Genomic DNA, 21,109 nt, shown 5'->3' with positions numbered 1-21,109 from the left:
ATGGGCAACCGACCCTCGGCTAACTCCGCACCCGGTCGACAACCAGCCTCGACGCCGCCCTACCTGATCGTTACGGGACAACCCTGGGGGTCGTCCCGTCAACAATCTCCGGCTTACGGAACCTGGCGGCCGCACTGCACCGCGAGCGCGCGGACGCGGCGCAACGGCACCGACCTTGGGCCTGCCCTCCGCTGGAACGCGAAGTACGCGTGGCAACTTACTGACACACACGACGCTGCGGCGAGGACGGCCCCGGCCGCGGGACCGCCGTCAGACGTTCTCCCGCACCGCCTGATCATTCGCCCACGGCCGGGCGGCATACATCTATCCGTCATCCGTCCAAGGGAAGCGCATCCTCAAGCACGGGGTGCGCCCCAGAGGTCAGATGAAGCCGAGCGCGCCCAGACCACCTATGCCGCCCAGCACCATGAACAGCGGCATCAGCACCTTCAGCTCCACCCAGCTGCCGGCCTTGAAGCGCATGCCCTTGGGCGGGCCGACGGGGTACCAGCGCTTCCGGCCTATCGGGATCGGCCACAGGATGGGGCAGCCCGAGACGGTGAGGGCGTCGCCGATGTCATGGACCAGCGCGCCGAGGACGACCGGCAGCCCCAGCCAGAGGTACTGCTGCCCCGGCTCGCTGAACAGCCAGCTCGCGCCATTGCCGGGCTGGTCGAGAACACCGGCCAGAATCCACGCCGAGGCCGCGCCCAGCAGCCACACCAGCACGTCACTGGAGACCCGTGCCGCCCGCCACAGCAACCCCTCGATGGCGAGCACCATATGAACGAAGAGGATGCCGAGCACCGCCCAGTGGCCACCCTGCATCGCCAGCAGCGACATTCCGCCGCCGACCAGCACAGCCCACACCCAGGTGTGGGTGAGCGTGCGATGACCTCCGTTGCGGTTCGTGTCACCGCGCATCTTGGTCGCCTTGTAAACCGCGTGCGAGAGAGCGTCGACCACCTCACACACCATCCGCGAGAGCGGGCCGAACGCCCGTGAGATGGTGGCGGACTTGTGGTCGAGATCCGGGGCGAGCGCCGCACCGGCACAGATCAGAGCCCCACAGACGAGCACCGGCCAGGGCATCGGATAACCCATGGCATCCGCCGCCGCGCCCACCCCCAACCAGGCCGCAGCCCCGGACAGCGAGTGCGCCGGTCCCATCATGGTTCTTCCCACCCCTTGTTCTCTTGCACGTGTCCACCCGCGCGGTGTCTGCCTCGTGCGCTGCTGGCCGCGCCACTGACGCCCGGTCGGCGACTCAGCGTAGCGTCAGATGATCTCCCCATGAGGAGGGGGTGAGCCAACTCCGCCCCACCTGCCCGGGGCAGCTCCCTCAGCCTGCGCCAGCTGGCCGAGGGGGAAAGCCACGGCCGACGGGGCACTGCTTGCCGCCTTGCGCTTCTGACGTCACGTCAGCTTCTGACCGTCGGTGATAGGTACAGCGCGTCGTTGGGGGGGGGCTCACCCCTGGAGCCGGGCAGTCGGGGTTAGAGGGCCAGGGCGGGAGATGAATACGGCAATCAGAGGCAGAGGGGAGGGGACAGCTCGGGGCGAGGGCGGCGGCCGGATGGGGGAACGCACCGGGGTCCGCTGCGGGCTCGTCGGCAACCGGGTCGGGCAAGGCGGATCGGGAGACTCCCCGGGGGGCCTCCCCCCTCCCCCACCCCACCACCCCCGAATCAGCCGACCCCCCGCCCCCACCCCCTCCCCATTTCAGGCGCCATCCCGCTCACACGTCCCCGCCCACCCCGGCACCCTCCCCGCACGCCCCCAAGCGCCGACCACAGCAGCACCCACCACCTGCCAGCTCGCCAGCCCGCTCGCCCGCTCACCCCGGCAATCACCACCGACGCCCTCCGCCGACGGCCTCCGCCAGTGACCCATCGCCGACGACCTCCACCGGTGATCTCCACCACCCTTCAAGCGCACCCCCACACGAGGCGAAGCCCACCCGCGACAACAGCGCGTCCGCGATCGTGTACGGGTTGTAAAGACCTTGCGTGGAAGCCTCCCCCAATGGCGCGGCTGCTGCGGGGAGCAAGGGGCTGCCGCTGAACCGCCTTCGCCGACGACGGCGCCCGCTCGACCTGGCGGGGAGCGATCGGGCTGCACGACAGGAGGGGGAACATATGCCCTGGTCAGAGTAGATATCTGGGCATGACGCGAGGCTTCCGTGGGCGACTTCGTATGGACGACGGGGCCGCGGGGCGGGTGGTTTGCGGGGCTGGGGGGCTTCGGGGGATCTCTCTCTGGGTCGCCGGTTCCCTGATCCGGGCCGAAGACAGGCAGTATGGGGGGCGTGACCCTCATCGATCATCTGCCGAACGACGCCGACCCCGATGCCCTCTTCGAAGCCTTTTCGGGCTGGGCCGAGCAGCAGGGCATCTCGCTCTACCCTGCCCAGGAGGAGGCGCTGATCGAGGTGGTCTCCGGAGCGAATGTCATCCTGTCGACTCCCACCGGCTCCGGAAAGAGCCTGGTGGCGGCCGGCGCGCACTTCACCGCTCTCGCCAATGATCAGGTCACCTTCTACACCGCGCCCATCAAGGCGCTGGTCTCGGAGAAGTTCTTCGACCTGTGCAAGCTCTTCGGCACCGAGAACGTCGGCATGCTCACCGGTGACGCCTCGGTCAACGCCGACGCCCCGGTCATCTGCTGCACCGCCGAGGTGCTCGCGTCGATAGCGCTGCGGGACGGCAAGGACGCCGACATCGGCCAGGTCGTCATGGACGAGTTCCATTTCTATGCGGAGCCGGACCGGGGCTGGGCCTGGCAGATTCCGCTGCTGGAGCTGCCGCAGGCGCAGTTCATTCTGATGTCGGCGACGCTCGGCGACATGTCGCGCTTCGAGGGGGATCTCAGCCGGCGCACGGGGAAGCCGACGTCGGTCGTGCGCTCCGCGACGCGGCCGGTGCCGCTGTCGTACGAGTACCGCACGACGGCGATGACGGAGACGCTCACGGAGTTGCTGGAGACCCGCCAGTCCCCGGTCTACATCGTGCACTTCACCCAGGCCGCCGCCGTGGAGCGGGCGCAGGCCCTGATGAGCATCAACATGTGTACGCGTGCCGAGAAGGACGAGATCGCTCAGCTCATCGGAAACTTCCGGTTCACCACGAAGTTCGGCAAGAACCTGTCGCGGTATGTCCGCCATGGCATCGGCGTGCACCACGCCGGCATGCTGCCGAAGTACCGCAGGCTCGTCGAGAAGCTGGCGCAGGCGGGCCTGCTGAAGGTCATCTGCGGTACGGACACGCTCGGCGTGGGTGTCAATGTCCCCATTCGTACGGTGTTGTTCACGGCGCTGACCAAGTACGACGGCTCGCGGGTGCGGACGCTGCGGGCGCGGGAGTTCCATCAGATCGCGGGCCGCGCCGGGCGGGCGGGCTTCGACACCGCGGGCTTTGTGGTCGCGCAGGCTCCCGAGCATGTCGTGGAGAACGAGAAGGCGCTGGCGAAGGCCGGCGATGACCCCAAGAAGCGCCGGAAGGTGGTGCGCAAGAAGGCGCCGGAGGGCTTCGTCAACTGGGGTGAGAACACCTTCGAGAAGTTGATCGCTTCCGATCCCGAGCCGCTGAACTCCCGTTTCCGGGTGACGCACGCGATGCTGCTGTCCGTGATCGCACGGCCGGGCAATGCCTTCGATGCGATGCGCAAGCTCCTCGAGGACAACCATGAGCCGCGCAAGAACCAGCTCAGGCACATCCGGCGGGCCATCGCGATCTACCGCTCGCTGCTGGACGGCGGGATCGTGGAGCGGCTCGCGGAGCCGGACGCGGAGGGCCGGATCGTCCGGCTGACCGTGGACCTGCAGCAGGACTTCGCGCTCAATCAGCCGCTGTCGACGTTCGCCCTGGCCGCGTTCGACCTGCTGGACCCCGAGTCGCCGTCCTACGCGCTGGACATGGTCTCGGTGGTGGAGTCCACGCTGGACGATCCGCGGCAGATCCTGGCCGCGCAGCAGAACAAGGCCCGGGGCGAGGCGGTCGCCCAGATGAAGGCCGACGGCGTCGAGTACGAAGACCGCATGGAACGGCTCATGGACGTCGAGTACCCCAAGCCGCTGGAGGAGCTGCTCTTCCACGCCTACGGGCTCTACCGCAAGAGTCACCCGTGGGTCGGCGACCATCCGCTGTCGCCGAAATCGGTCATCCGCGACATGTACGAACGCGCCATGACCTTCACGGAGTTCACCTCCTTCTACGAGCTGGCGCGGACCGAGGGGATCGTGCTGCGCTACCTGGCGAGTGCGTTCAAGGCGCTGGACCACACCGTGCCGGACGATCTGAAGTCCGAGGACTTCCAGGACATCATCGCCTGGCTGGGCGAGATGGTGCGGCAGGTCGACTCCAGTCTGCTGGACGAGTGGGAGCAGCTCGCCAATCCCGAGGAGGAGACGGCGGAGCAGGCCGCGGAGCGGGCGGATCAGGTCCGGCCGGTCACGTCCAACGCGCGGGCGTTCCGTGTGCTGGTGCGCAATGCGATGTTCCGGCGGGTGGAGCTGGCGGCGCTGGACAAGGTCGAGGAACTCGGCGAGATGGATGCCGAGTCCGGCTGGGACGCGGACGCCTGGGGCGAGGCGATGGACGCCTACTGGGACGAGTACGACGAGCTGGGTACCGGCCCGGATGCGCGCGGCCCGAAGCTGCTGCAGATTCAGGAGGATGACGCGCACGGGCTGTGGAAGGTGCGGCAGACCTTCGCCGACCCGAACGGTGATCACGACTGGGGCATCTCCGCCGAGGTGGATCTGGCCGCCTCCGACGAGGAGGGGCGCGCGGTCGTGCGGGTCACGGACGTGGGGCAGTGGTAAGACGGCGGCTTCGGCCGAAGCCGCCGAGGGATCTGACGGAGGGCCACCGGTCATGACCAATCCTGCCGAGAGGCTCGTCGATCTGCTGGATCTGGAGCAGATCGAGGTGAACATCTTCCGGGGCCGCAGTCCCCAGGAATCGCTGCAGCGGGTCTTCGGCGGGCAGGTCGCGGGCCAGGCGCTGGTGGCGGCCGGGCGGACCACGGAAGGGGACCGCCCGGTCCACTCGCTCCATGCGTACTTTCTGCGGCCCGGCCGGCCGGGGGTGCCGATCGTGTACCAGGTCGAGCGGGTCCGCGACGGGCGGTCCTTCACCACGCGCCGGGTGGTCGCGGTCCAGCAGGGACGCACGATCTTCAATCTGACCGCCTCCTTTCACAAGCCGGAGCCCGGCTTCGATCATCAGTTGCCGATGCGCCGGGCGGTGCCCGACCCCGAGGAGCTGCCGACGGTCGCGGACGAGGTCCGCGAGCGCCTGCGCGGTCTGCCCGAGGGTCTGGAGCGGATGGCGCGCCGGATGCCGTTCGAGATCCGGTATGTCGACCGGCTGCGGTGGACGCCGGACGAGATCGAGGGTGCGGAGCCGCGCAGTGCGGTGTGGATGCGCGCGGTCGGGCCGCTGGGCGACGATCCGCTCGTGCACACCTGCGCGCTGACCTACGCCAGCGATATGACGCTGCTGGACGCTGTCCGCATCCCCATCGAACCGCTGTGGGGTCCGCGCGGGTTCGACATGGCCTCGCTCGACCACGCGATGTGGTTTCACCGCCCGTTCCGCGCGGACGAGTGGTTCCTCTACGACCAGGAGTCGCCGATCGCCACCGGCGGCCGTGGACTGGCCCGCGGGCGGATCTACGACCGGGAGGGCAGGCTGCTGGTCTCGGTCGTCCAGGAGGGGCTGTTCAGGAAGCTCGGCGACTGACCCGGGCGGGCAGCGGAGGCCGTGGGGGCGGCGGTCCGCAGGCGTCGCGGTTCTTCCCTGCGGGCCGTTTCGAGTTCGCGGGAGAGGTTGACCCGGTACCACATCACCTCGTCGAACTCGTCCGCCGTCAGCACTCGCTCGTAGGACTCCCGGGCGGCCGGGGTCACCGTGATCACGGATGCCAGGGCGGGCCTGAGGCGGCGCAGCAGGGACCGTTCCCGCGGGTCCTCGGCCACGGAGGCCAGTTCCTCCGGGGGCAGCACGGCGGCGATGACCGCTGCCGTTTCCCAGGGGTCGTCGGTCTGTCCCATGAGCTGGGCGACCCGTCGGCTGCGCCACTGGCGGGCGCGCCAGTCCTGTCCGCTGTCGAGCATCACCCGCATCGCCGCAGGGGTGTTGCCCCGCATGAGGTCGGGTTCACGGTCGGCGAAGTCGCTGACCTCGGCCGCGAGGTAGAGCCAGACCACCGCGCCGAAGCGGTTCACATAGAACCTGACGGGGCCGAAGCAGCCGGCCCGGGTCAGGCGCAGGACGCGTCCGGGGCCGATGCCCATCAGCTCGGCCGCCTCGTTGGTGCTGACCGTGCGGACCCGTTCGCGGAGGGCGTCGGGGAAGCCCGGTTCGGCCTGCAGTCGGGAGATCTCCTCCGCCGGGACGCGGCGTCGGCCGAGTGCTCCGGCGGCTCCCGGCCGGCCGTCGGTCCCCGTCGGGACCGTCCGTACCTTTCCGAGCTGGGTGGCTAGTTCGAACTCGCCGTTCCTCAGCTCCAGTTCGCGGGCGGCTCGCCCCATCGTGAGCGTCTGCTGCCCGTCGCACATCACTGTCATGTCATTTCCCCCGCAACTCGGTCGATCACTGACAGTGACGACTGTGCCGCAGGCGATGACAGCGGGTCAATCCCCGGCTCAGACCTGTGGATAACTCTCCGGCTGGCGGACCGCGACGCCCAGATGCTCCCCGACACGGTTGACCAGCAGCGTCATTTCGTAGGCGACCTGGCCCAGGTCGGCGTCGGCGCCGGCCAGCACGCACAGGCAGCTGCCGTCCCCCGCCGCCGTCACGAACAGCACCCCGTCGTCGAACTCGACCATGGTCTGGCGCACCCGCCCGATGCCGAAGTGCAGCGCCGACCCCTTCGCGAGACTGTGCAGTCCCGAGGCGACCGCCGCGAGATGTTCCGCGTCGTCCCGCTGGAGCTTCTCGCTCGCCCCGGTCACCAGGCCGTCGTTGGACAGCACCAGTGCGTGCCGTACCTTCTCCACCCGCTTGGTCAGGTCGTCCAGCAGCCAGTCGAGTCCGCTGCTCAATGCCATTGCCGCTTCCTCCCCGTGTCGTGGCCCGTGCTCCTGGCCGGACCGCAGCCGTGGTCCGTTCGAAGGCTGCCGTGCCAGCCTGTCCCACCTGTGCCGTCTCGGCAAGCGGCCCCCCGGTCCGGCGTGCCACACGGAGCCGGTTCGTGCCGCATGGCCGAAGATGTCGGCATGGCACACAAGATGACGAAGGACGAGTGGCAGAGGTTCCTTTCGGAAGGCACCCGTACCGGCAAGCTGGCGACCGTACGCGACGGCGGCGGGCCGCACATCGCACCGGTGTGGTTCCTCCTGGACGGTGAGGAGCTGGTGTTCAACACCGGGGAGGAGACGGTCAAGGGACGTAACCTCGCCCGCGACGGCAGGGTGGCGCTGTGCGTCGACGACGACCGGCCGCCGTTCTCGTTCGTCGTGGTCCAGGGGTCGGCGGAGATCAGCAGCGATCTGGCGGAGGTCCGTCACTGGGCGACGCGGATCGCGGCCCGCTACATGGGCGAGGAGCGGGCGGAGGAGTACGGCGCCCGCAACGGTGTTCCGGGCGAACTGGTGGTGCGGGTCAGGATCGACAAGGTCGTGGCCCTGGCGGACGTGGCGGGCTGAGGGCGCACGTGGCGTCGGCCGTCCGGGGCCGCGCCACGTGCCGCCGGTCATCCCACCGAGTCCAGCACCCGGTCGGAGTGCCGCCGCCCCGCGTGCTCGACGAGCCGGACCAGTACTTCCTTGCCGGAGTCCCGGTCCCTCGCGTCGCAGAGCACGACAGGGGTGCCGCGGTCCAGGTGCAGGGCGCGGGCCACCTCGGCGGCTCCGTAGGAGCGGGACTCCGCGAAGCAGTTGACGGCCACCAGGAACGGGATCGCGCGGCGCTCGAAGTAGTCGACCGCCGCAAAGCAGTCCTCCAAGCGCCGGGTGTCGGCCAGGACCACGGCGCCCAGCGCGCCCTCCGACAGGTCGTCCCACAGGAACCAGAAGCGGTCCTGGCCCGGGGTGCCGAACAGGTAGAGGGCCAGGCCCTGCCGGATGGTGATGCGGCCGAAGTCCATCGCCACGGTGGTGGTGCCCTTGCGGTCCACTCCCCCGGTGTCGTCGACCGTCTCGCCCGCCTCGCTGAGCCGTTCCTCCGTGCGCAGCGGGTGGATCTCGCTGACCGAGCCCACCAGGGTCGTCTTGCCCACGCCGAAGCCGCCCGCGACTAAGATCTTCAGGGTCAACTCGGCGTCGCGGCCCGGGGCTGCGGCCTCCGGGGCCCCTTGTGCGGCGTTCATCGGCCGTTTCCTCCAGGATGCAGGGTCCTGCGCGTCACGGGGTGTGCAGATGCATGGCTCGACGGTAGGAGCCTTCGGCGGCCGGAGGCCGCCCGAAATCCATGGCGAGGAACGTACCGCCCGTTGGCGGGGATTTCCCCGGATTGGCCAAAGCGGTCACGTCTTCCGATCAAGAAGCCCATCACGCTGTGGATTCGTGATAGTTGGACCGTGCCGGGGCATCCGCCGCCGGGCGTCCGGTCCGTCCTCGGCGGCGTGTGCCCGGTGGGCGGCCGGGCGGTGCGGGAGCATGAGATCCCGTCCCCGCCGACCGCCCACTCCGGAGGAGCCCGATGAGCGATCACCACGCCGACCGTCCGCAGGAGGTCCGTGCGTTCTTCGCGGAACGCGCCGCGACCTGGGACACGAAGTTCCCCGACGACGGCCCCGCCTATGTGGCAGGCGTCGCCGAACTGGGCCTCCAGGAGGGCGACCGGGTCCTGGACGCCGGCTGCGGTACGGGGCGTGCGCTGCCCGCGCTGCGGGCGGCCGTGGGAACGCGCGGGACGGTGCTGGGCGCCGATCTCACGCCCGAGATGCTGCGCGAGGCCGTGCGGGCCGGGCGCGACCGTGACGCGGCGCTGCTGCTCGCGGACGTGACGCGGCTGCCGCTGCCGGACGCCGCGCTGGACGCGGTCTTCGCGGCGGGGCTCCTCTCCCATCTGCCGGACTCGGCGGGCGGCCTCACCGAACTCGCCCGGGTCGTGCGCCCCGGTGGCCGGCTGGCCCTCTTCCACCCCATCGGGCGGGCGGCCCTCGCCGCACGCAAGGGCCGCCCCCTCACCCCCGGCGACCTGCGGGCGGAGCCGAATCTGCGGCCCCTGCTCGCCGGCTCCGGCTGGGACCTCATCCGGTACGAGGACGAGGACGCCCGCTACCTGGCGCTGGCGGTCCGCCGGGGATGACGCCGCGCGGACAGCACCGGTTTCTCCTTCTCAGGACGCCGCCGGGCCCTCCCCGTGCGGCACCGGGCAGCCGCCGGTGCGGCGGGAGGCGGGGAAGGTGCCGAGCTCGGCCACCCGGAAGCCGTTCGGATAGCCCTTGATCTCGGGGTTCTGGCGGGCGTAATGCGGGGTGCGGCGGGGCGGCAGCAGCCGGACAGCCCTGGCGCGCAGCTTCAGTGCGGTGCGTACCGTCTTCTGGACCGCCGGTCTGGGCCGCTCGTACCGGAAGGCGTCCAGCAGCGAGTCGTCCAGGAGGGCCATGCTGGCACCGCGCACCACCGGGGCGAGGGGGCCGTACCAGCCCGCCATCAGGTCCAGGGTCGCGTCGGAGACCTTCCGGGCGCCCTCGTCCCAACCGAAGTGCGCCTCCTCGTAGGCATCGAGGCACTGCTCGAAGTCCTCGTAGGTCCGCGGGAGTTCGGTGATGCCCATGTGACGGCCGAGGGCCCGGTAGTAGGCGGCGAGGGCATGCTGCTCAAGGGCGGTCAGCCGTCGCCAGCCGTACTCGTCGAGCCAGCGTTTGGGCATCACCACGAAGGTGCACAGGACATAGCGCATGTCCTCGTTGCTGATGTCGTAGCTGCGGTGCATCTGGTTGATCCGCCGGATCGCCGTCCGGCCGTCCTCGCTGTCGAAGCCGTGCTCGACGACGGCGTCCAGGAGGAGGGCGGTGTCGTCGTAGCGCTTCTGCGTACGGTCCGTCAGCTCCGCCGTCTCGGCCAGCAGCCGGCCGATGCTCGGCACGGCATAGGTGCGGTAGAGCGCCAGCTCCAGCGCCCGGGTGAAGTCCCAGGGGAACTCATGGGTGGCGACGATGCGGTAGATCCGCAGGAAGTCGCGCTCCGGGTCGAGCCGCCGGATCTCCCGCAACCAGTCGTAGCGCCGCACCTGACAACCGTCCCTTCGCTCACCGAAGCGCCAATTTTACGGGCGTGGGCGGCACTTGGGCGGTGCTGCGGGCGTCAGATCGCGCCGTGCGGTGGCCGGAATCAGTCGCGTCGGGAGGTCTGCCGCGCCTGCTTCGGCACCACGGCCGGCCGCCGGCCGCTGCGCGTGCCGCGGCCCTGCGTACGCGCGTCGGCGCCGTAGCGGTCGGTGACCGTGGCGTCCACCACGGCCAGCGCCGCCTTGACCGGCATACCGGTGCGGCCCGCGAGCGCCAGTCGCTCCCGGACCTCGCGCGGGCTGCGCGGGCGGTAACCCGGCCCCGTACCGCAGCACCCTCCGTGGAACGTCAGCCCCGCGCGCAGCACGGCCTCCAGCGCCCGCCAGCCGGCCGCATCGCGCCGCTTGGGCACCGCCAGGTCAGCGCCCGCGTCGATCAGCTCGCCACGGCACTGCGGGCAATACCCAGGCCCCCGCGAGCCCGGAGTCTTCTTCCACGCGGCCCGGCAGAGCAGGCACACGACGTGCATCCTGCGGCTGTAAAAACACATCCGCGCAGCGTACGGCTGGTGACAAGCCCGCACCAAGCCAATTAGGGTGCGCCGACGTACTCCGCGATGGAACGGATGGGGAGGCCCGCGTGCCCACGACCGAGAGCGCCGACAACGACGAGTTGTTCGTGCTGACGGCGGTGCTGCTGACGCCCGCACAGTTCCCGAGCGTGCTCGGCGACGACTACCCCGAGGTCTGCGCGGGCCTGGGCCTCGAACCGTACGCGGAGGGCTACGGGCTGGTCCTCGGCCAGGACGGCGACGGCGCGCGCTGGACCGTGGTGACGGAGGACGTCTCGCTGGTCGCCTGCGCGATCGCGGCCTGGGACTGCGGCATGGAGTACGACCTCTCGCCCGGCGAACACAGCATCGTCGGGGCGCTTCCCGGCTGGCCGCTCGCGCTCGCCGTGGCCGCACCCGGTGTGCCGCAGCCGCACGATCCCGAACCCGAGGAGGGCGATCCGGCGCCGCTGACGCCTCCGGACGCCGAGGAGTGGGGGCCGGCACAGCGGCGGCTCGGTGCGGACGAGATCGCCATGCAGTGGGCGGCCTGGCGGGAGCAGGTGGAGAGCGACATCAGCTTTGCCGAGCCGGGCGATACGGCGCACACGGGTGTGCGGCGGGTGCTTGCGGAGGCGCGCGGCTATGTGAACGATCCGCCGCCGCCCGGGCGGGTGCGGTCGTCGTTCGCGGCGGGCGAGGCGCGGACGCTGCGCGTTGACGGGCCCGGCTGGAGCATGGTTGCCCGTACCGATGACATCGCGTTCGTGCTGCTGGACGACGAGCCGGGGGAGGTGCATCCGGTGGGGCGGGGGCCTGAGCTGCCCGGTCTGCTGTCGTCTCTCGACGAGTTGGCGGCTCGGCCGGTTTGAGTGGCCGGGCTCGGGGCGGGGCGGGTGGCGCCTTGTGGGGCCCGCTTGGCCTGGTGGGGGCTGGGCGCGCAGTTCCCCGCGCCCCTTTGAGGTGCGATCTGGTCGCCGTGTCAGGGGTTGGTGCGGGTCCGGTGGTGGCTTGCGCCGTGGCGGCGTTCGTGGTTGCCGCGGGGGTCGGAGGGGACGCACCGGGGCCCGTCCTCGGCGCGGGCGACGCGGGTTCGTGCGTTTGAGTGCCCCGGTGTTCGCTCCGGTCCTGCGGGCGGTCCCCGGTACATCCCCTCCGACCGTCCCCCGTTGCCGACCGCGGACCGGTGACACCGCGCCTCACGGCCATGACTCAGCCGCGCCCAAGCTTCGGGGCGGGCTGAACCAGCTGCCTGCCAAGGGGATGCCGTACCGGTGTGCCGTAACGGTGATCCGTACGGCGGGTCAGCCGCGTACGGACGGCGGTCGGAGGGGATGTCCGGTGAGCCGCCCGCAGGACCCGGAGCGAACAACGGGGTGAAGAACCTCTGGTACCAGCATCGCCCGCGCCGAGGACGGGTTACCGGGCGTCCCCTCCGACCCACCACCCACCCGCCGTAGGCACACGCGGCCCAGCCCACGGCAACCCCGCCCCTCAGCGGCCGATCTGTTTGCGGCTGACGCGGCGCAGGCGGCGTCGTTGGGAGGAGTCGAGTGTCAGATAGGCGACGGCCGGGACTCCGACCATGACCAGGAGGGCCGCCCAGAAGGGCAGCAGCCACAGCAGGATCACTCCCACCGCGACGCCGCCGACTGCGACCTTCGCCTGTGTGGACATCCTTCACGCCCCTTCCGCGGCGCATGCCGCGCTCTGTGTACTCCATTGAACGCTGTTTTCGCGCCGCAGGTTCCTTCGGGCGGTGCGAACGTCCTGTACTCTCGGGCGCTCCAGGCGCCAGTAGTCAAACTTGAGGAGTTCGGGACCCCGTGACATCCCTCCCCGCGGTCACCTCCGCGCAGCTCTCCGCGCTCGCGCACTGTGCGGCCGTCTTTCTGCCGTCGGACCCGCCACGAGCCGGGCGGATGGCCTTCTGGCGGCCGGATGGCGGTCCCGTGGGGGACGCGTCGCTGGGCGTGGTGCTGCCGGATGACGACGGCGGGGTCTCGTGGTGTGAGGTTCCGGCCCTGGTGCTCCCGGTGGCCGACGCGGTGCCGGTGCTCACCCGGGCGCGGGCCGGGCGGGGCGCGCATCCTGCTGCCGCCTTCTGGGGGGCCGCGTCCGTACTGGCGCTGCAGCTCGCGGCCCGCGGGCGGATTCTGCCGGGGGTCAGTCCGGCCGGATACGACGCCTGGCGGCTGGGGCCGCTGGACCCGGCGGACCTGGCGCGGCTGCGGGATCTCGCCGCCGCGATGCCACCGTACGCGCACGCCGTGCCGCTCCCGGACACCGACCCGTGGGAGCTGCCCGATCCCGAACGGCACGTCCGGGCCTTCCTCGACGCGGTGGCGGACGGGCTGCCGCGCTCCCCCGCCGCCGCGCTGGCCACCGGGGCGCCGGCCTTCGCGGTGACCGCTCCGCAGCACATTCCCGAACAGCGCGCCTGGGCCATGGAGGTGGCCGCGGGGCACGACGCGGGCGTGCGGATCTCGCTGCGGGTGGAGGTGCACGGCGCGGAGGCGGAGGAGCTGAGTGGCTGGAACGGGCCCAGAAGCGCCGGTGGGCGGGGTGCGGAGGAGCCCGGAGGGGCCGGGGAGGCCGAGGGGGCTCCCGTCACGTTCCGGGCCGTTCTGCAGGTGCACAGCCTGACCGATCCGACGCTGGTCGGGGACGCCGCGGAGGTGTGGGCGGGGGCCTCGGCGGCAGGGCAGGCGTTCGGGACATGGGCCCGGCTGGACACGCTGCTGACCCTGCGCCGGGCGGCGGACGTCTGGGCGCCGCTGACCCCCTTGCTGTCCGCGGCGGTGCCCGATGCGCTGGAACTCGCCGATGAGGAGGTCGCCGAGCTGCTCGGCCCCGCCGCCGGGGCGCTGGCCGCCGCGGGGGTGCAGGTGCACTGGCCGAAGGAGCTGGCGCGCACCCTGACCGCGCGGGCCGTGGTGGGGCCACCGGACACGGGAGACGGAGACGGGACGGAGGGGTGGGGCGCGGGGCTGCCGTCGCTGTTGTCGGCGGATGCGCTGCTGTCGTTCAGCTGGCGGTTCGCGGTGGGGGACGAGACGCTCGACCGGGCGGAGCTGGACCGGCTCGCCGAGGCGGGGCGGCCGCTGGTGCGGCTGCGCGGTCAGTGGGTGCTGATCGATCCGGCGGCGGTGCGGGCCGCACGGGACCGGCGGGAACGCAGGGTCACGCCGCTCGACGCGCTCGGTGCCGCACTCACCGGCAGTGCCGAGGACGGGGACGGCGGCCGGGTGGAAGTGGCCGCCTCGGGCTGGCTGGCCCGGCTGCGCGACCTGCTCGCCGACCCCGAGGGCGGCGACGGCGCGACCGTGGGGCAGCCGGCGGCGCTCACCGCGACGCTGCGCGACTACCAGCTGCGCGGACTCGGCTGGCTGCACCGGATGACCTCGCTGGGGCTGGGCGCCTGTCTCGCGGACGACATGGGGCTGGGCAAGACGGTCACGCTCATCGCCCTGCATCTGCACCGGCAGACCGTGCCCGCGTCGGCCGGCCCCACCCTGGTCGTCTGTCCCACCTCCCTCATGGGCAACTGGCAACGGGAGATCGAGAAGTTCGCGCCGGGTACACCGGTACGCCGGTTCCACGCCGGGCGGCGCAGTCTGGCGGAGCTCGCGGACGGCGAGGTCGTGCTCACCACCTACGGGACGATGCGGCTCGACACCGGGAAGCTGGCGGAGGTGGGCTGGGGGCTGGTCGTCGCCGATGAGGCGCAGCACGTCAAGAACCCGTTCTCCGCGACCGCCAGGGCGCTGCGGGCCGTGCCCGCCAGGGCCCGGGTGGCGCTGACCGGTACCCCGGTGGAGAACGGTCTGTCGGAGCTGTGGGCGATCCTGGACTGGACGACTCCGGGGCTGCTGGGGCCGCTGGGCCGGTTCCGTACGCGCTATGCGCAGGCCATCGAGGGCGGTGCGGCGGCGTCCCCGGAGGCGCGGGCGGCGGCCGAGCGGCTGGCCCGGCTGGTGCGGCCGTTCCTGCTGCGCCGCCGCAAGTCCGATCCGGGGATCGCGCCGGAGCTGCCGCCCAAGACGGAGACCGACCGTGCGGTGGCGCTGACCACGGAGCAGGCCGGGCTGTACGAGGCCGTGGTGCGCGAGGGGCTGGACGAGATCGCCGGGACGGACGGGTTCGCCCGCCGGGGGCTGGTGGTCAAGCTGCTCACCTCGCTCAAGCAGATCTGCAACCACCCCGCGCAGTACCTGAAGGAGGGTGTCCCGGCGGAGGGCGGCGGGACGACGGGAGCGGTGCGGATCGCGGGGCGTTCGGGGAAGGTCGAGCTGCTGGACGAGTTGCTGGACACCCTGCTCGCCGAGGAGGCGGGCGTGCTGGTGTTCACGCAGTATGTACAGATGGCGCGGCTGCTGGAGGGACATCTGGCGGCGCGCGGGGTGCCCACGCAGCTGTTGCACGGCGGGACGCCGGTGGCGCGCCGCGAGGAGATGGTGCGGCGCTTCCAGGACGGCGAAGTGCCGGTGTTCCTACTGTCGTTGAAGGCGGCGGGCACCGGGCTGAACCTCACCAGGGCCTCGCATGTCGTGCACTTCGACCGCTGGTGGAACCCGGCCGTCGAGGCGCAGGCCACCGACCGCGCCTACCGCATCGGGCAGACGCAGCCGGTGCAGGTCCACCGGATCATCACGGAGGGCACGATCGAGGACCGGATCGCCGACATGCTCGCCCGTAAGCAGCGGTTGGCCGATGCGGTGCTGGGGTCCGGCGAGGCCGCGCTGACCGGACTCACCGACGCCGAGCTGGCGGAGCTGGTCGCACTGCGGGGGAACGAGCGATGAACACGGGAGACGAGGGGCTGATGGATCGGGACGAGGGGGCTGTCGTGGCCGCTGAGCGGACGTTCGAGGCGCTGCCGGCGGCCCGTGGGCGGGCCTTCGCCCGGAGCTGGTGGGGGCAGGCGTGGCTGAAGGCGCTGGAGGACACCGCGCTGGACGCCGCGCAGCTGAAGCTGGGGCGGCGGCACGCGCGGGCCGGTGCGGTCGGCGCGGTGACGGTGCGTCCGGGCCGGATCACCGCGGTGGTCCAGGACGGTGACCGCACCCGGCACCGGTCCGATGTGCTGCTGCAGGAGTTGAGCGCGGCGGAGTGGGACCGCTTCCTGGACATGGTCGCTGACCGGGCCGGGCACATCGCGGCGCTGCTGGACCGTGACATGCCGCCGGCCCTGGTCGAGGACGCCGCGGCGGCCGGGATCGAACTCCTTCCGGGCATCGGTGATCTGGAGCCGGAGTGCAGTTGTGGGGCATGGGACCACTGCGCTCATTCGGCGGCCCTGTGCTACCAGTTGGCGCGGCTGCTGGACCAGGACCCGTTCGTCCTGCTGCTGGTGCGCGGCCGCGCCGAGCGGGAGCTGCTGGACGAGCTGCCGGCGCGCAGTGCGTCGCGGGCGGCGGGGCCGGCCACCGGGGAAGCGGGGGTGCCGGCGGCCGAGGCGTATGCGGCGCGCGACATTCTGCCGCCGCTGCCCGCACCGCCCCCGCCGGTCGACGCGCCGGGTGCCCCGCCGGTGCTCGGCGGCGGCACCCCGCCCGCGCCCGGGGTGGAGGTGGCGGCGCTGGAGTTCCTCATCGGGGACGCGGCGGCGCGGGCCCGGCGGATGCTGGCGGACGCGTCGGCCGACGGGCATCCGGACGGTCCCCCGCCGCCCGCCCTGACGCCGGCCCAGGATGCGGTGCGGATGGCGGCGGCCGGTGCCGGGGCGGCCATATCCGCGCGGCTGGCGGCCGGTTCGGGGCGTGACCCGCGGAGCATGGCGTCGGCGGTGCGGGCCTGGGAGCTGGGCGGTGCGGCGGGGCTCGCGGCCCTGGAGGAGGAGTGGACGCCGGAGCCCGGGGCGCTGGCGCGGGCCACCGTCCGGCTGGCGGCCGCGTGGGAGGACGACGGGGCCCGGCCGCGGCTTCGGGCCGCCGGTAACCGCTGGACGGTCGTGGGCGGCGCGGCCCAGTTGCGCTACGGGCGGGACGGCCGCTGGTGGCCGTACCGCAAGGAGGGCGGGCGGTGGGAGCCCGCGGGGCCGGCCTCCGACGATCCGGCGGGCGCGCTGGTGTGGTGGCCGGCGCAGGAGCGCGACGGGGGTGAGGCGGCCGGCCGCTGACGGCGGGCCGCGCCGTGCGGTGTGGGCCAATCCTGCCCATCCGGCTGCGCCGCGCCGCCGCGCGTGCTTCGCTGAGGCGATCCCCCACCGCCCGGCACGTCGCCCGCAGCAGGAGGACCAGTGACCGGCATCCCGCCGCACCCCACGTCGTCCGCGCCGCCCGCCCGGAACCCCGGCGCGACGGACAGCGCACCGCCCCTCCCGTACTACGAGGACCGCTCACCGGGCAGCGGGGCCCTGCCGCCCCGCGCCTGGTACGCGGACTCGGACGCCGCCCGGATCTCGCTGCACGGCAGCTGGCGTTTCCGGCTCTCGGCGTCCGCCACCGCCGGCGACGAGGCGTTCGCCCGGCCGGACTTCGACGACTCGCGGTGGCAGGAGCTGCGGGTGCCCGGCCACTGGCCGCTCCAGGGGAGCTTCACCGCCGAGGGCTCGTACGGGGGCGGTGACCGGCCGCAATCCGGCACGGCGCCCGTCTACACCAACACCGCCTACCCTTTCCCGGTCGATCCGCCGCGGGTGCCGGACGAGAACCCGACAGGCGATCACCGGCGCCTCTTCGACCTGCCCGAGGGGTGGGGGCAGGGGTCCGCCGTGCTGCACTTCGGCGGGGTGGAGTCCTGTGCCCGGGTCTGGCTCAACGGGGTGGAGCTGGGCCACTTCAAGGGCAGCCGGCTGCCGCACGAGTTCGAGGTCGGGCCGCTGCTGCGGCCGCGCGGCAACGTGCTGGCGGTGCGGGTCCACCAGTGGTCGTCGGGCAGTTACCTGGAGGACCAGGACCAGTGGTGGCTCCCCGGTATTTTCCGGGACGTCCTGCTCCGGCGCCGTCCTCCGGGCGCGGTCGCCGACCACTTCGTGCACGCCGGGTTCGACCACGTCACGGGCCACGGCACCCTGCGGGTGGAGTGCACGCCGGCCGGCCGGGTGACCGTCCCCGCGCTCGGCCTGGATCTGGCGACCGGGGAGAGCGCCACGGTCCCGGTGCGTCCCTGGACGGCCGAGGAACCGCACCTCTACGACGGGGAGCTGGTCACCCCCGGCGAGCGGATTCCGCTGCGGATCGGCTTCCGCACGGTGTGCGTCGAGGAGGGGCTGCTGAAGGTCAACGGCCGGCGCATCCTGCTGCGCGGCGTCAACCGCCACGAGTTCCACCCGCGTTCGGGGCGCGCCCTCGACCCCGGGACGATGCGCCGCGATCTGCTGCTGATGAAGCGGCACAACATCAACGCGGTGCGCACCAGCCACTATCCGCCGCACCCCGCCTTCCTCGACCTGTGCGACGAGTTGGGCCTGTGGGTGGTCGACGAGTGCGATCTGGAGACGCACGGGTTCGCCCAGCAGGGCTGGCGGGACAATCCGGCCGATGACGCGCGCTGGGAGCCGGCGCTGCTCGACCGGGCCCGGCGGATGGTCGAGCGGGACAAGAACCACCCGAGCATCGTGCTGTGGTCCCTGGGCAACGAGTGCGGCACGGGGCGCGGGCTGTCCGCGATGGCCGCCTGGATGCGTACGCGGGACCCGTCCCGTCCACTGCACTACGAGGGCGACCGCAGCTGCGCCGACACCGATGTCTACTCCCGGATGTACGCCGATCACGCCGAGGTGGAGCGCATCGGGCGGCGCGCGGAGGAACCGCTGGCCGATCCGGAGCTGGACGCCCGGCGGCGGTCGCTGCCCTTCGTGCTGTGCGAGTACGCGCATGCCATGGGCAACGGTCCGGGCGGACTGAGCGAGTACCAGCGGCTGTTCGAGCGGTACGAGCGCTGCCAGGGCGGTTTCGTCTGGGAGTGGATCGATCACGGGCTGCGGCAGCGGACGCCCGCCGGTGAGGTGTTCCACGCCTACGGCGGGGACTTCGGCGAGGAGCTGCACGACGGGAACTTCGTCTGCGACGGGCTGGTACTGCCCGACCGGGTGCCCTCCCCCGGTCTGCTGGAGTTCAAGAAGGTCATCGAACCGGTGCGGATCGAGCCGGCTTCGGACGACGGCGTGGGGCGTGCGTTCCGGATCACCAATCTCCACGACTTCGCCGGCCTCGGCCACCTGGAGTTCCGCTATGTCTACGAGGTGGACGGCGGGCCGCGCGGCCATGGGTGGCTGGAGGTACCGCCGTTGGCGCCCGGCGAGTCGGCCGTGGTGGAGCTTTCGGAGCCGCCGTCCGATACGGGCGACGACGGAGAGGCGTTCTGGACGGTGCAGGCCGTACTGGGCGAGGACACCGCCTGGGCACCCGCCGGGCACGAGGTCGCCTGGGGCCAGCTGCCGGCCGCGCCCCGCCCGGCCGCCGCTCCCCCGGCGGCCACCGCGGTCCCGCGCCGCGGCGAGGGCAATGTGCTCGTGCTCGGTCCGGGAACCTTCGACGCCGCCACGGGGACCCTGGAATATCTGGACGGTGTGCGGATCGGCGGGCCCCGGCTGGACGTGTGGCGGGCGCCGACCGACAACGACGAGGCCGCGCCCTGGCAGCCGGAGGCCCGGCCGGCCACCGAGTGGCGGCGGCTCGGTCTGCACCGGATGCGGCACCGTGTCGATGCCGTCGAGACCGGCCCGGACTCCTTGGTGGTCCGCACCCGGGTCGCCCCGGCCGGCGGGCCGCTCGCACTGCGCACGGTCTACCGTTGGACGGCTCAACAGGGCCTCCTGCGGCTGGAGTTGAGCGTCGATCCGGAAGGTGACTGGCCGGTTCCGCTGCCGCGGCTGGGGGTGCGGATGCGGGTGTGCGGCAGCCTGGGCCTCGCCACCTGGTTCGGCGGCGGGCCCGGCGAGGGCTATCCGGACACCCGGGCCGCCGCCCGCATCAGCCGCTGGTCGATGCCGGTGGACGCGCTGCAGACGCCGTATGTCCGGCCGCAGGAGAATGGTGCGCGGCCCGGGGTGCGCTGGGCGGAGCTGACGCGTACGGACGGCTCGGGCCTGCGGATCGAGGGAGATCCGGACTTCTTCCTCACCGCCCGCCGGTGGTCGGCCGAGGAACTGGCCGCGGCCCGCCACACCACGGATCTGCGTCCTGGCGAGGGCCTGTGGGTGCATCTCGACCATGCGCAGCACGGCATCGGCAGCCAGTCGTGCGGGCCGGGGGTGCTGCCGGAGCACCGGCTGGAGGCGGCTCCGGCACGCTTCTCGTTCGTGTTCTCGTCGCTGGACTGATCGTCGAGCCGGTCCGTGCGCCGGCGGCACCGCCCGGTCGGCACACAGGCCGTGCGCACCGGCGCCGGCCAGGGGGTTCGCACCACCCGGGCACTACGCTCTCCGGTGAGGCGGGGAGACCCGCGCGTCCCGCAGCACCGAGAGGCTCCGCACCATGGTCAGCACGTCCCCGCCGCTCGCCGACGCCCTCGCCGCGGGGCCGGTCGTCCTCGACGGCGGGCTGTCGAACCAGCTGGAGGCCGACGGGCACGACCTCGGCGACGCCCTGTGGTCCGCGCGGCTGCTCGCCGAGGAGCCGGAGGCCGTCGTACGGGCGCATCAGACGTACTACGAGGCCGGGGCGCAGGTCGCGATCACCTCCAGCTACCAGGCGACGTTCGAGGGCTTCGCGCGGCGCGGCACCGGTGCGGAGCGGGCCGCGGAGCTGCTGGCCCGGAGCGTGGAGCTGGCCCGCGAGGCGGCCGGGCGGGCGCGGGCCGGCGGGGTCCCCGGTCCGCTGTACGTGGCCGCCTCGGCGGGCCCGTACGGGGCGATGCTGGCCGACGGCTCCGAGTACCGCGGCCGCTACGGCCTGTCGGTGGCGGAGCTGGAGCGGTTCCACCGGCCGCGGCTGGAGGTGCTGGCGGCGGCGCGGCCCGATGTGCTGGCGCTGGAGACGGTGCCGGACGCCGAGGAGGCCCGGGCGCTGCTGCGGGCGGTGCGGGGGCTGGGTGTCCCGGCCTATCTGTCGTACAGCGTCGCGGGGGACCGTACCCGGGCCGGGCAGCCGCTGGCGGAGGCGTTCGCAGTGGCGGCGGACGCCGACGAGGTGATCGCGGTGGGGGTGAACTGCTGCGCGCCGGACGACGCGGACCGCGCGGTGCGGACGGCGGCGCAGGTCACCGGGAAGCCGGTGGTGGTCTATCCCAACAGCGGGGAGAGCTGGGACGCCGCGGCGCGGGCGTGGTGCGGCAGCCCGGCGTTCAGCGCGGACCGGGTCGCCGGCTGGGCCGCGGACGGGGCCCGGCTCATCGGGGGCTGCTGCCGGGTCGGACCGGACGCCATCGCCGCGCTGGCGGCCGCACTCGGCCGCTGAGCGGCGGCCCGCGAGCGGGACCGGGCGGCGC

General features: G+C 72.6%; 16 protein-coding genes. 9 read left to right on the top strand and 7 right to left on the bottom strand.

What is annotated here, in order from left to right:
* Positions 1–381: 381 nt before the first annotated feature.
* A complete protein-coding gene (locus ACGFN2_RS01335; RefSeq protein WP_362610210.1) occupies positions 382–1,173 on the bottom strand; it encodes a metal-dependent hydrolase in 792 nt (263 codons plus the stop codon).
* Positions 1,174–2,308: 1,135 nt separating this feature from the next.
* Here ACGFN2_RS01335 and ACGFN2_RS01330 point away from each other — a divergent pair.
* Positions 2,309–4,822, top strand: coding sequence for a DUF3516 domain-containing protein (locus tag ACGFN2_RS01330; RefSeq protein WP_362610212.1), 2,514 nt, complete (start codon positions 2,309–2,311; stop codon positions 4,820–4,822).
* A 52-nt stretch (positions 4,823–4,874) separates the two neighbouring features.
* A complete protein-coding gene (locus ACGFN2_RS01325) occupies positions 4,875–5,744 on the top strand; it encodes an acyl-CoA thioesterase II (protein WP_362610214.1) in 870 nt (289 codons plus the stop codon).
* Here the strand turns inward: ACGFN2_RS01325 and ACGFN2_RS01320 are convergent.
* Both ACGFN2_RS01320 and ACGFN2_RS01315 read right to left on the bottom strand, forming a co-directional pair.
* A complete protein-coding gene (locus ACGFN2_RS01320) occupies positions 5,675–6,571 on the bottom strand; it encodes a DUF6397 family protein (protein WP_393356601.1) in 897 nt (298 codons plus the stop codon). The two genes, ACGFN2_RS01325 and ACGFN2_RS01320, sit on opposite strands and share 70 nt — an antisense overlap.
* Before the next feature lie 78 nt (positions 6,572–6,649).
* Positions 6,650–7,057: a roadblock/LC7 domain-containing protein gene (locus ACGFN2_RS01315; protein WP_093646789.1), complete on the bottom strand. Its 408-nt coding sequence runs from the start codon at positions 7,055–7,057 to the stop codon at positions 6,650–6,652.
* Between the two features lie 168 nt (positions 7,058–7,225).
* On the opposite strand from ACGFN2_RS01315, the gene ACGFN2_RS01310 reads away from it, so the two are divergent.
* Positions 7,226–7,654, top strand: coding sequence for a PPOX class F420-dependent oxidoreductase (locus tag ACGFN2_RS01310; protein ID WP_362610219.1), 429 nt, complete (start codon positions 7,226–7,228; stop codon positions 7,652–7,654).
* Between the two features lie 47 nt (positions 7,655–7,701).
* Here the strand turns inward: ACGFN2_RS01310 and ACGFN2_RS01305 are convergent, their stop codons facing one another.
* Positions 7,702–8,316, bottom strand: coding sequence for an ATP/GTP-binding protein (locus tag ACGFN2_RS01305; RefSeq protein WP_393356598.1), 615 nt, complete (start codon positions 8,314–8,316; stop codon positions 7,702–7,704).
* Between the two features lie 332 nt (positions 8,317–8,648).
* Here ACGFN2_RS01305 and ACGFN2_RS01300 point away from each other — a divergent pair, with 332 nt between their 5' ends.
* Positions 8,649–9,260 (top strand): class I SAM-dependent methyltransferase, encoded by a 612-nt coding sequence (locus tag ACGFN2_RS01300; protein ID WP_393356596.1) that lies wholly within the window; start codon positions 8,649–8,651, stop codon positions 9,258–9,260.
* A 30-nt stretch (positions 9,261–9,290) separates the two neighbouring features.
* On the opposite strand, the gene ACGFN2_RS01295 is transcribed toward ACGFN2_RS01300, so the two are convergent.
* Together ACGFN2_RS01295 and ACGFN2_RS01290 are read right to left on the bottom strand one after the other, a co-directional pair.
* The gene (locus ACGFN2_RS01295) at positions 9,291–10,187 is read right to left on the bottom strand and encodes an oxygenase MpaB family protein (RefSeq protein WP_362610224.1); all 897 of its coding nucleotides are present in this window, start codon (positions 10,185–10,187) and stop codon (positions 9,291–9,293) included.
* Between the two features lie 101 nt (positions 10,188–10,288).
* Positions 10,289–10,714 (bottom strand): hypothetical protein, encoded by a 426-nt coding sequence (locus ACGFN2_RS01290; protein ID WP_393356594.1) that lies wholly within the window; start codon positions 10,712–10,714, stop codon positions 10,289–10,291.
* Between the two features lie 110 nt (positions 10,715–10,824).
* Between ACGFN2_RS01290 and ACGFN2_RS01285 the strand changes: the two genes are divergently transcribed.
* Positions 10,825–11,607 carry a hypothetical protein gene (locus ACGFN2_RS01285; RefSeq protein ID WP_362610228.1) on the top strand — a complete coding sequence of 261 codons (783 nt, stop codon included), beginning with the start codon at positions 10,825–10,827 and terminating at the stop codon, positions 11,605–11,607.
* Positions 11,608–12,229: 622 nt separating this feature from the next.
* Here the strand turns inward: ACGFN2_RS01285 and ACGFN2_RS01280 are convergent.
* On the bottom strand, positions 12,230–12,412 hold the full coding sequence (locus tag ACGFN2_RS01280) for a hypothetical protein (RefSeq protein WP_030077786.1): 183 nt from the start codon (positions 12,410–12,412) through the stop codon (positions 12,230–12,232).
* A 149-nt stretch (positions 12,413–12,561) separates the two neighbouring features.
* Between ACGFN2_RS01280 and ACGFN2_RS01275 the strand changes: the two genes are divergently transcribed.
* The 4 genes from ACGFN2_RS01275 (at position 12,562) to mmuM (ending at position 21,078) form a co-directional block, all read left to right on the top strand.
* A complete protein-coding gene (locus ACGFN2_RS01275) occupies positions 12,562–15,540 on the top strand; it encodes a DEAD/DEAH box helicase (protein ID WP_393356592.1) in 2,979 nt (992 codons plus the stop codon).
* A complete protein-coding gene (locus ACGFN2_RS01270) occupies positions 15,537–16,856 on the top strand; it encodes an SWF or SNF family helicase (RefSeq protein WP_393356590.1) in 1,320 nt (439 codons plus the stop codon). Before ACGFN2_RS01275 ends, ACGFN2_RS01270 begins: the two co-directional genes overlap by 4 nt.
* 120 nt (positions 16,857–16,976) lie before the next feature.
* Positions 16,977–20,003 (top strand): glycoside hydrolase family 2 TIM barrel-domain containing protein, encoded by a 3,027-nt coding sequence (locus tag ACGFN2_RS01265; RefSeq protein WP_393356588.1) that lies wholly within the window; start codon positions 16,977–16,979, stop codon positions 20,001–20,003.
* Positions 20,004–20,157: 154 nt separating this feature from the next.
* The gene (gene mmuM, locus ACGFN2_RS01260; protein WP_362606557.1) at positions 20,158–21,078 is read left to right on the top strand and encodes a homocysteine S-methyltransferase; all 921 of its coding nucleotides are present in this window, start codon (positions 20,158–20,160) and stop codon (positions 21,076–21,078) included.
* Positions 21,079–21,109: the final 31 nt, after the last annotated feature.

Source organism: Streptomyces sp. NPDC048612, from assembly GCF_043199295.1.
In the GTDB taxonomy this organism is placed as follows: domain Bacteria; phylum Actinomycetota; class Actinomycetes; order Streptomycetales; family Streptomycetaceae; genus Streptomyces.
Note: the sequence above shows the minus strand (reverse complement) of the source record. Positions and strands in the feature narration are given on the sequence as shown.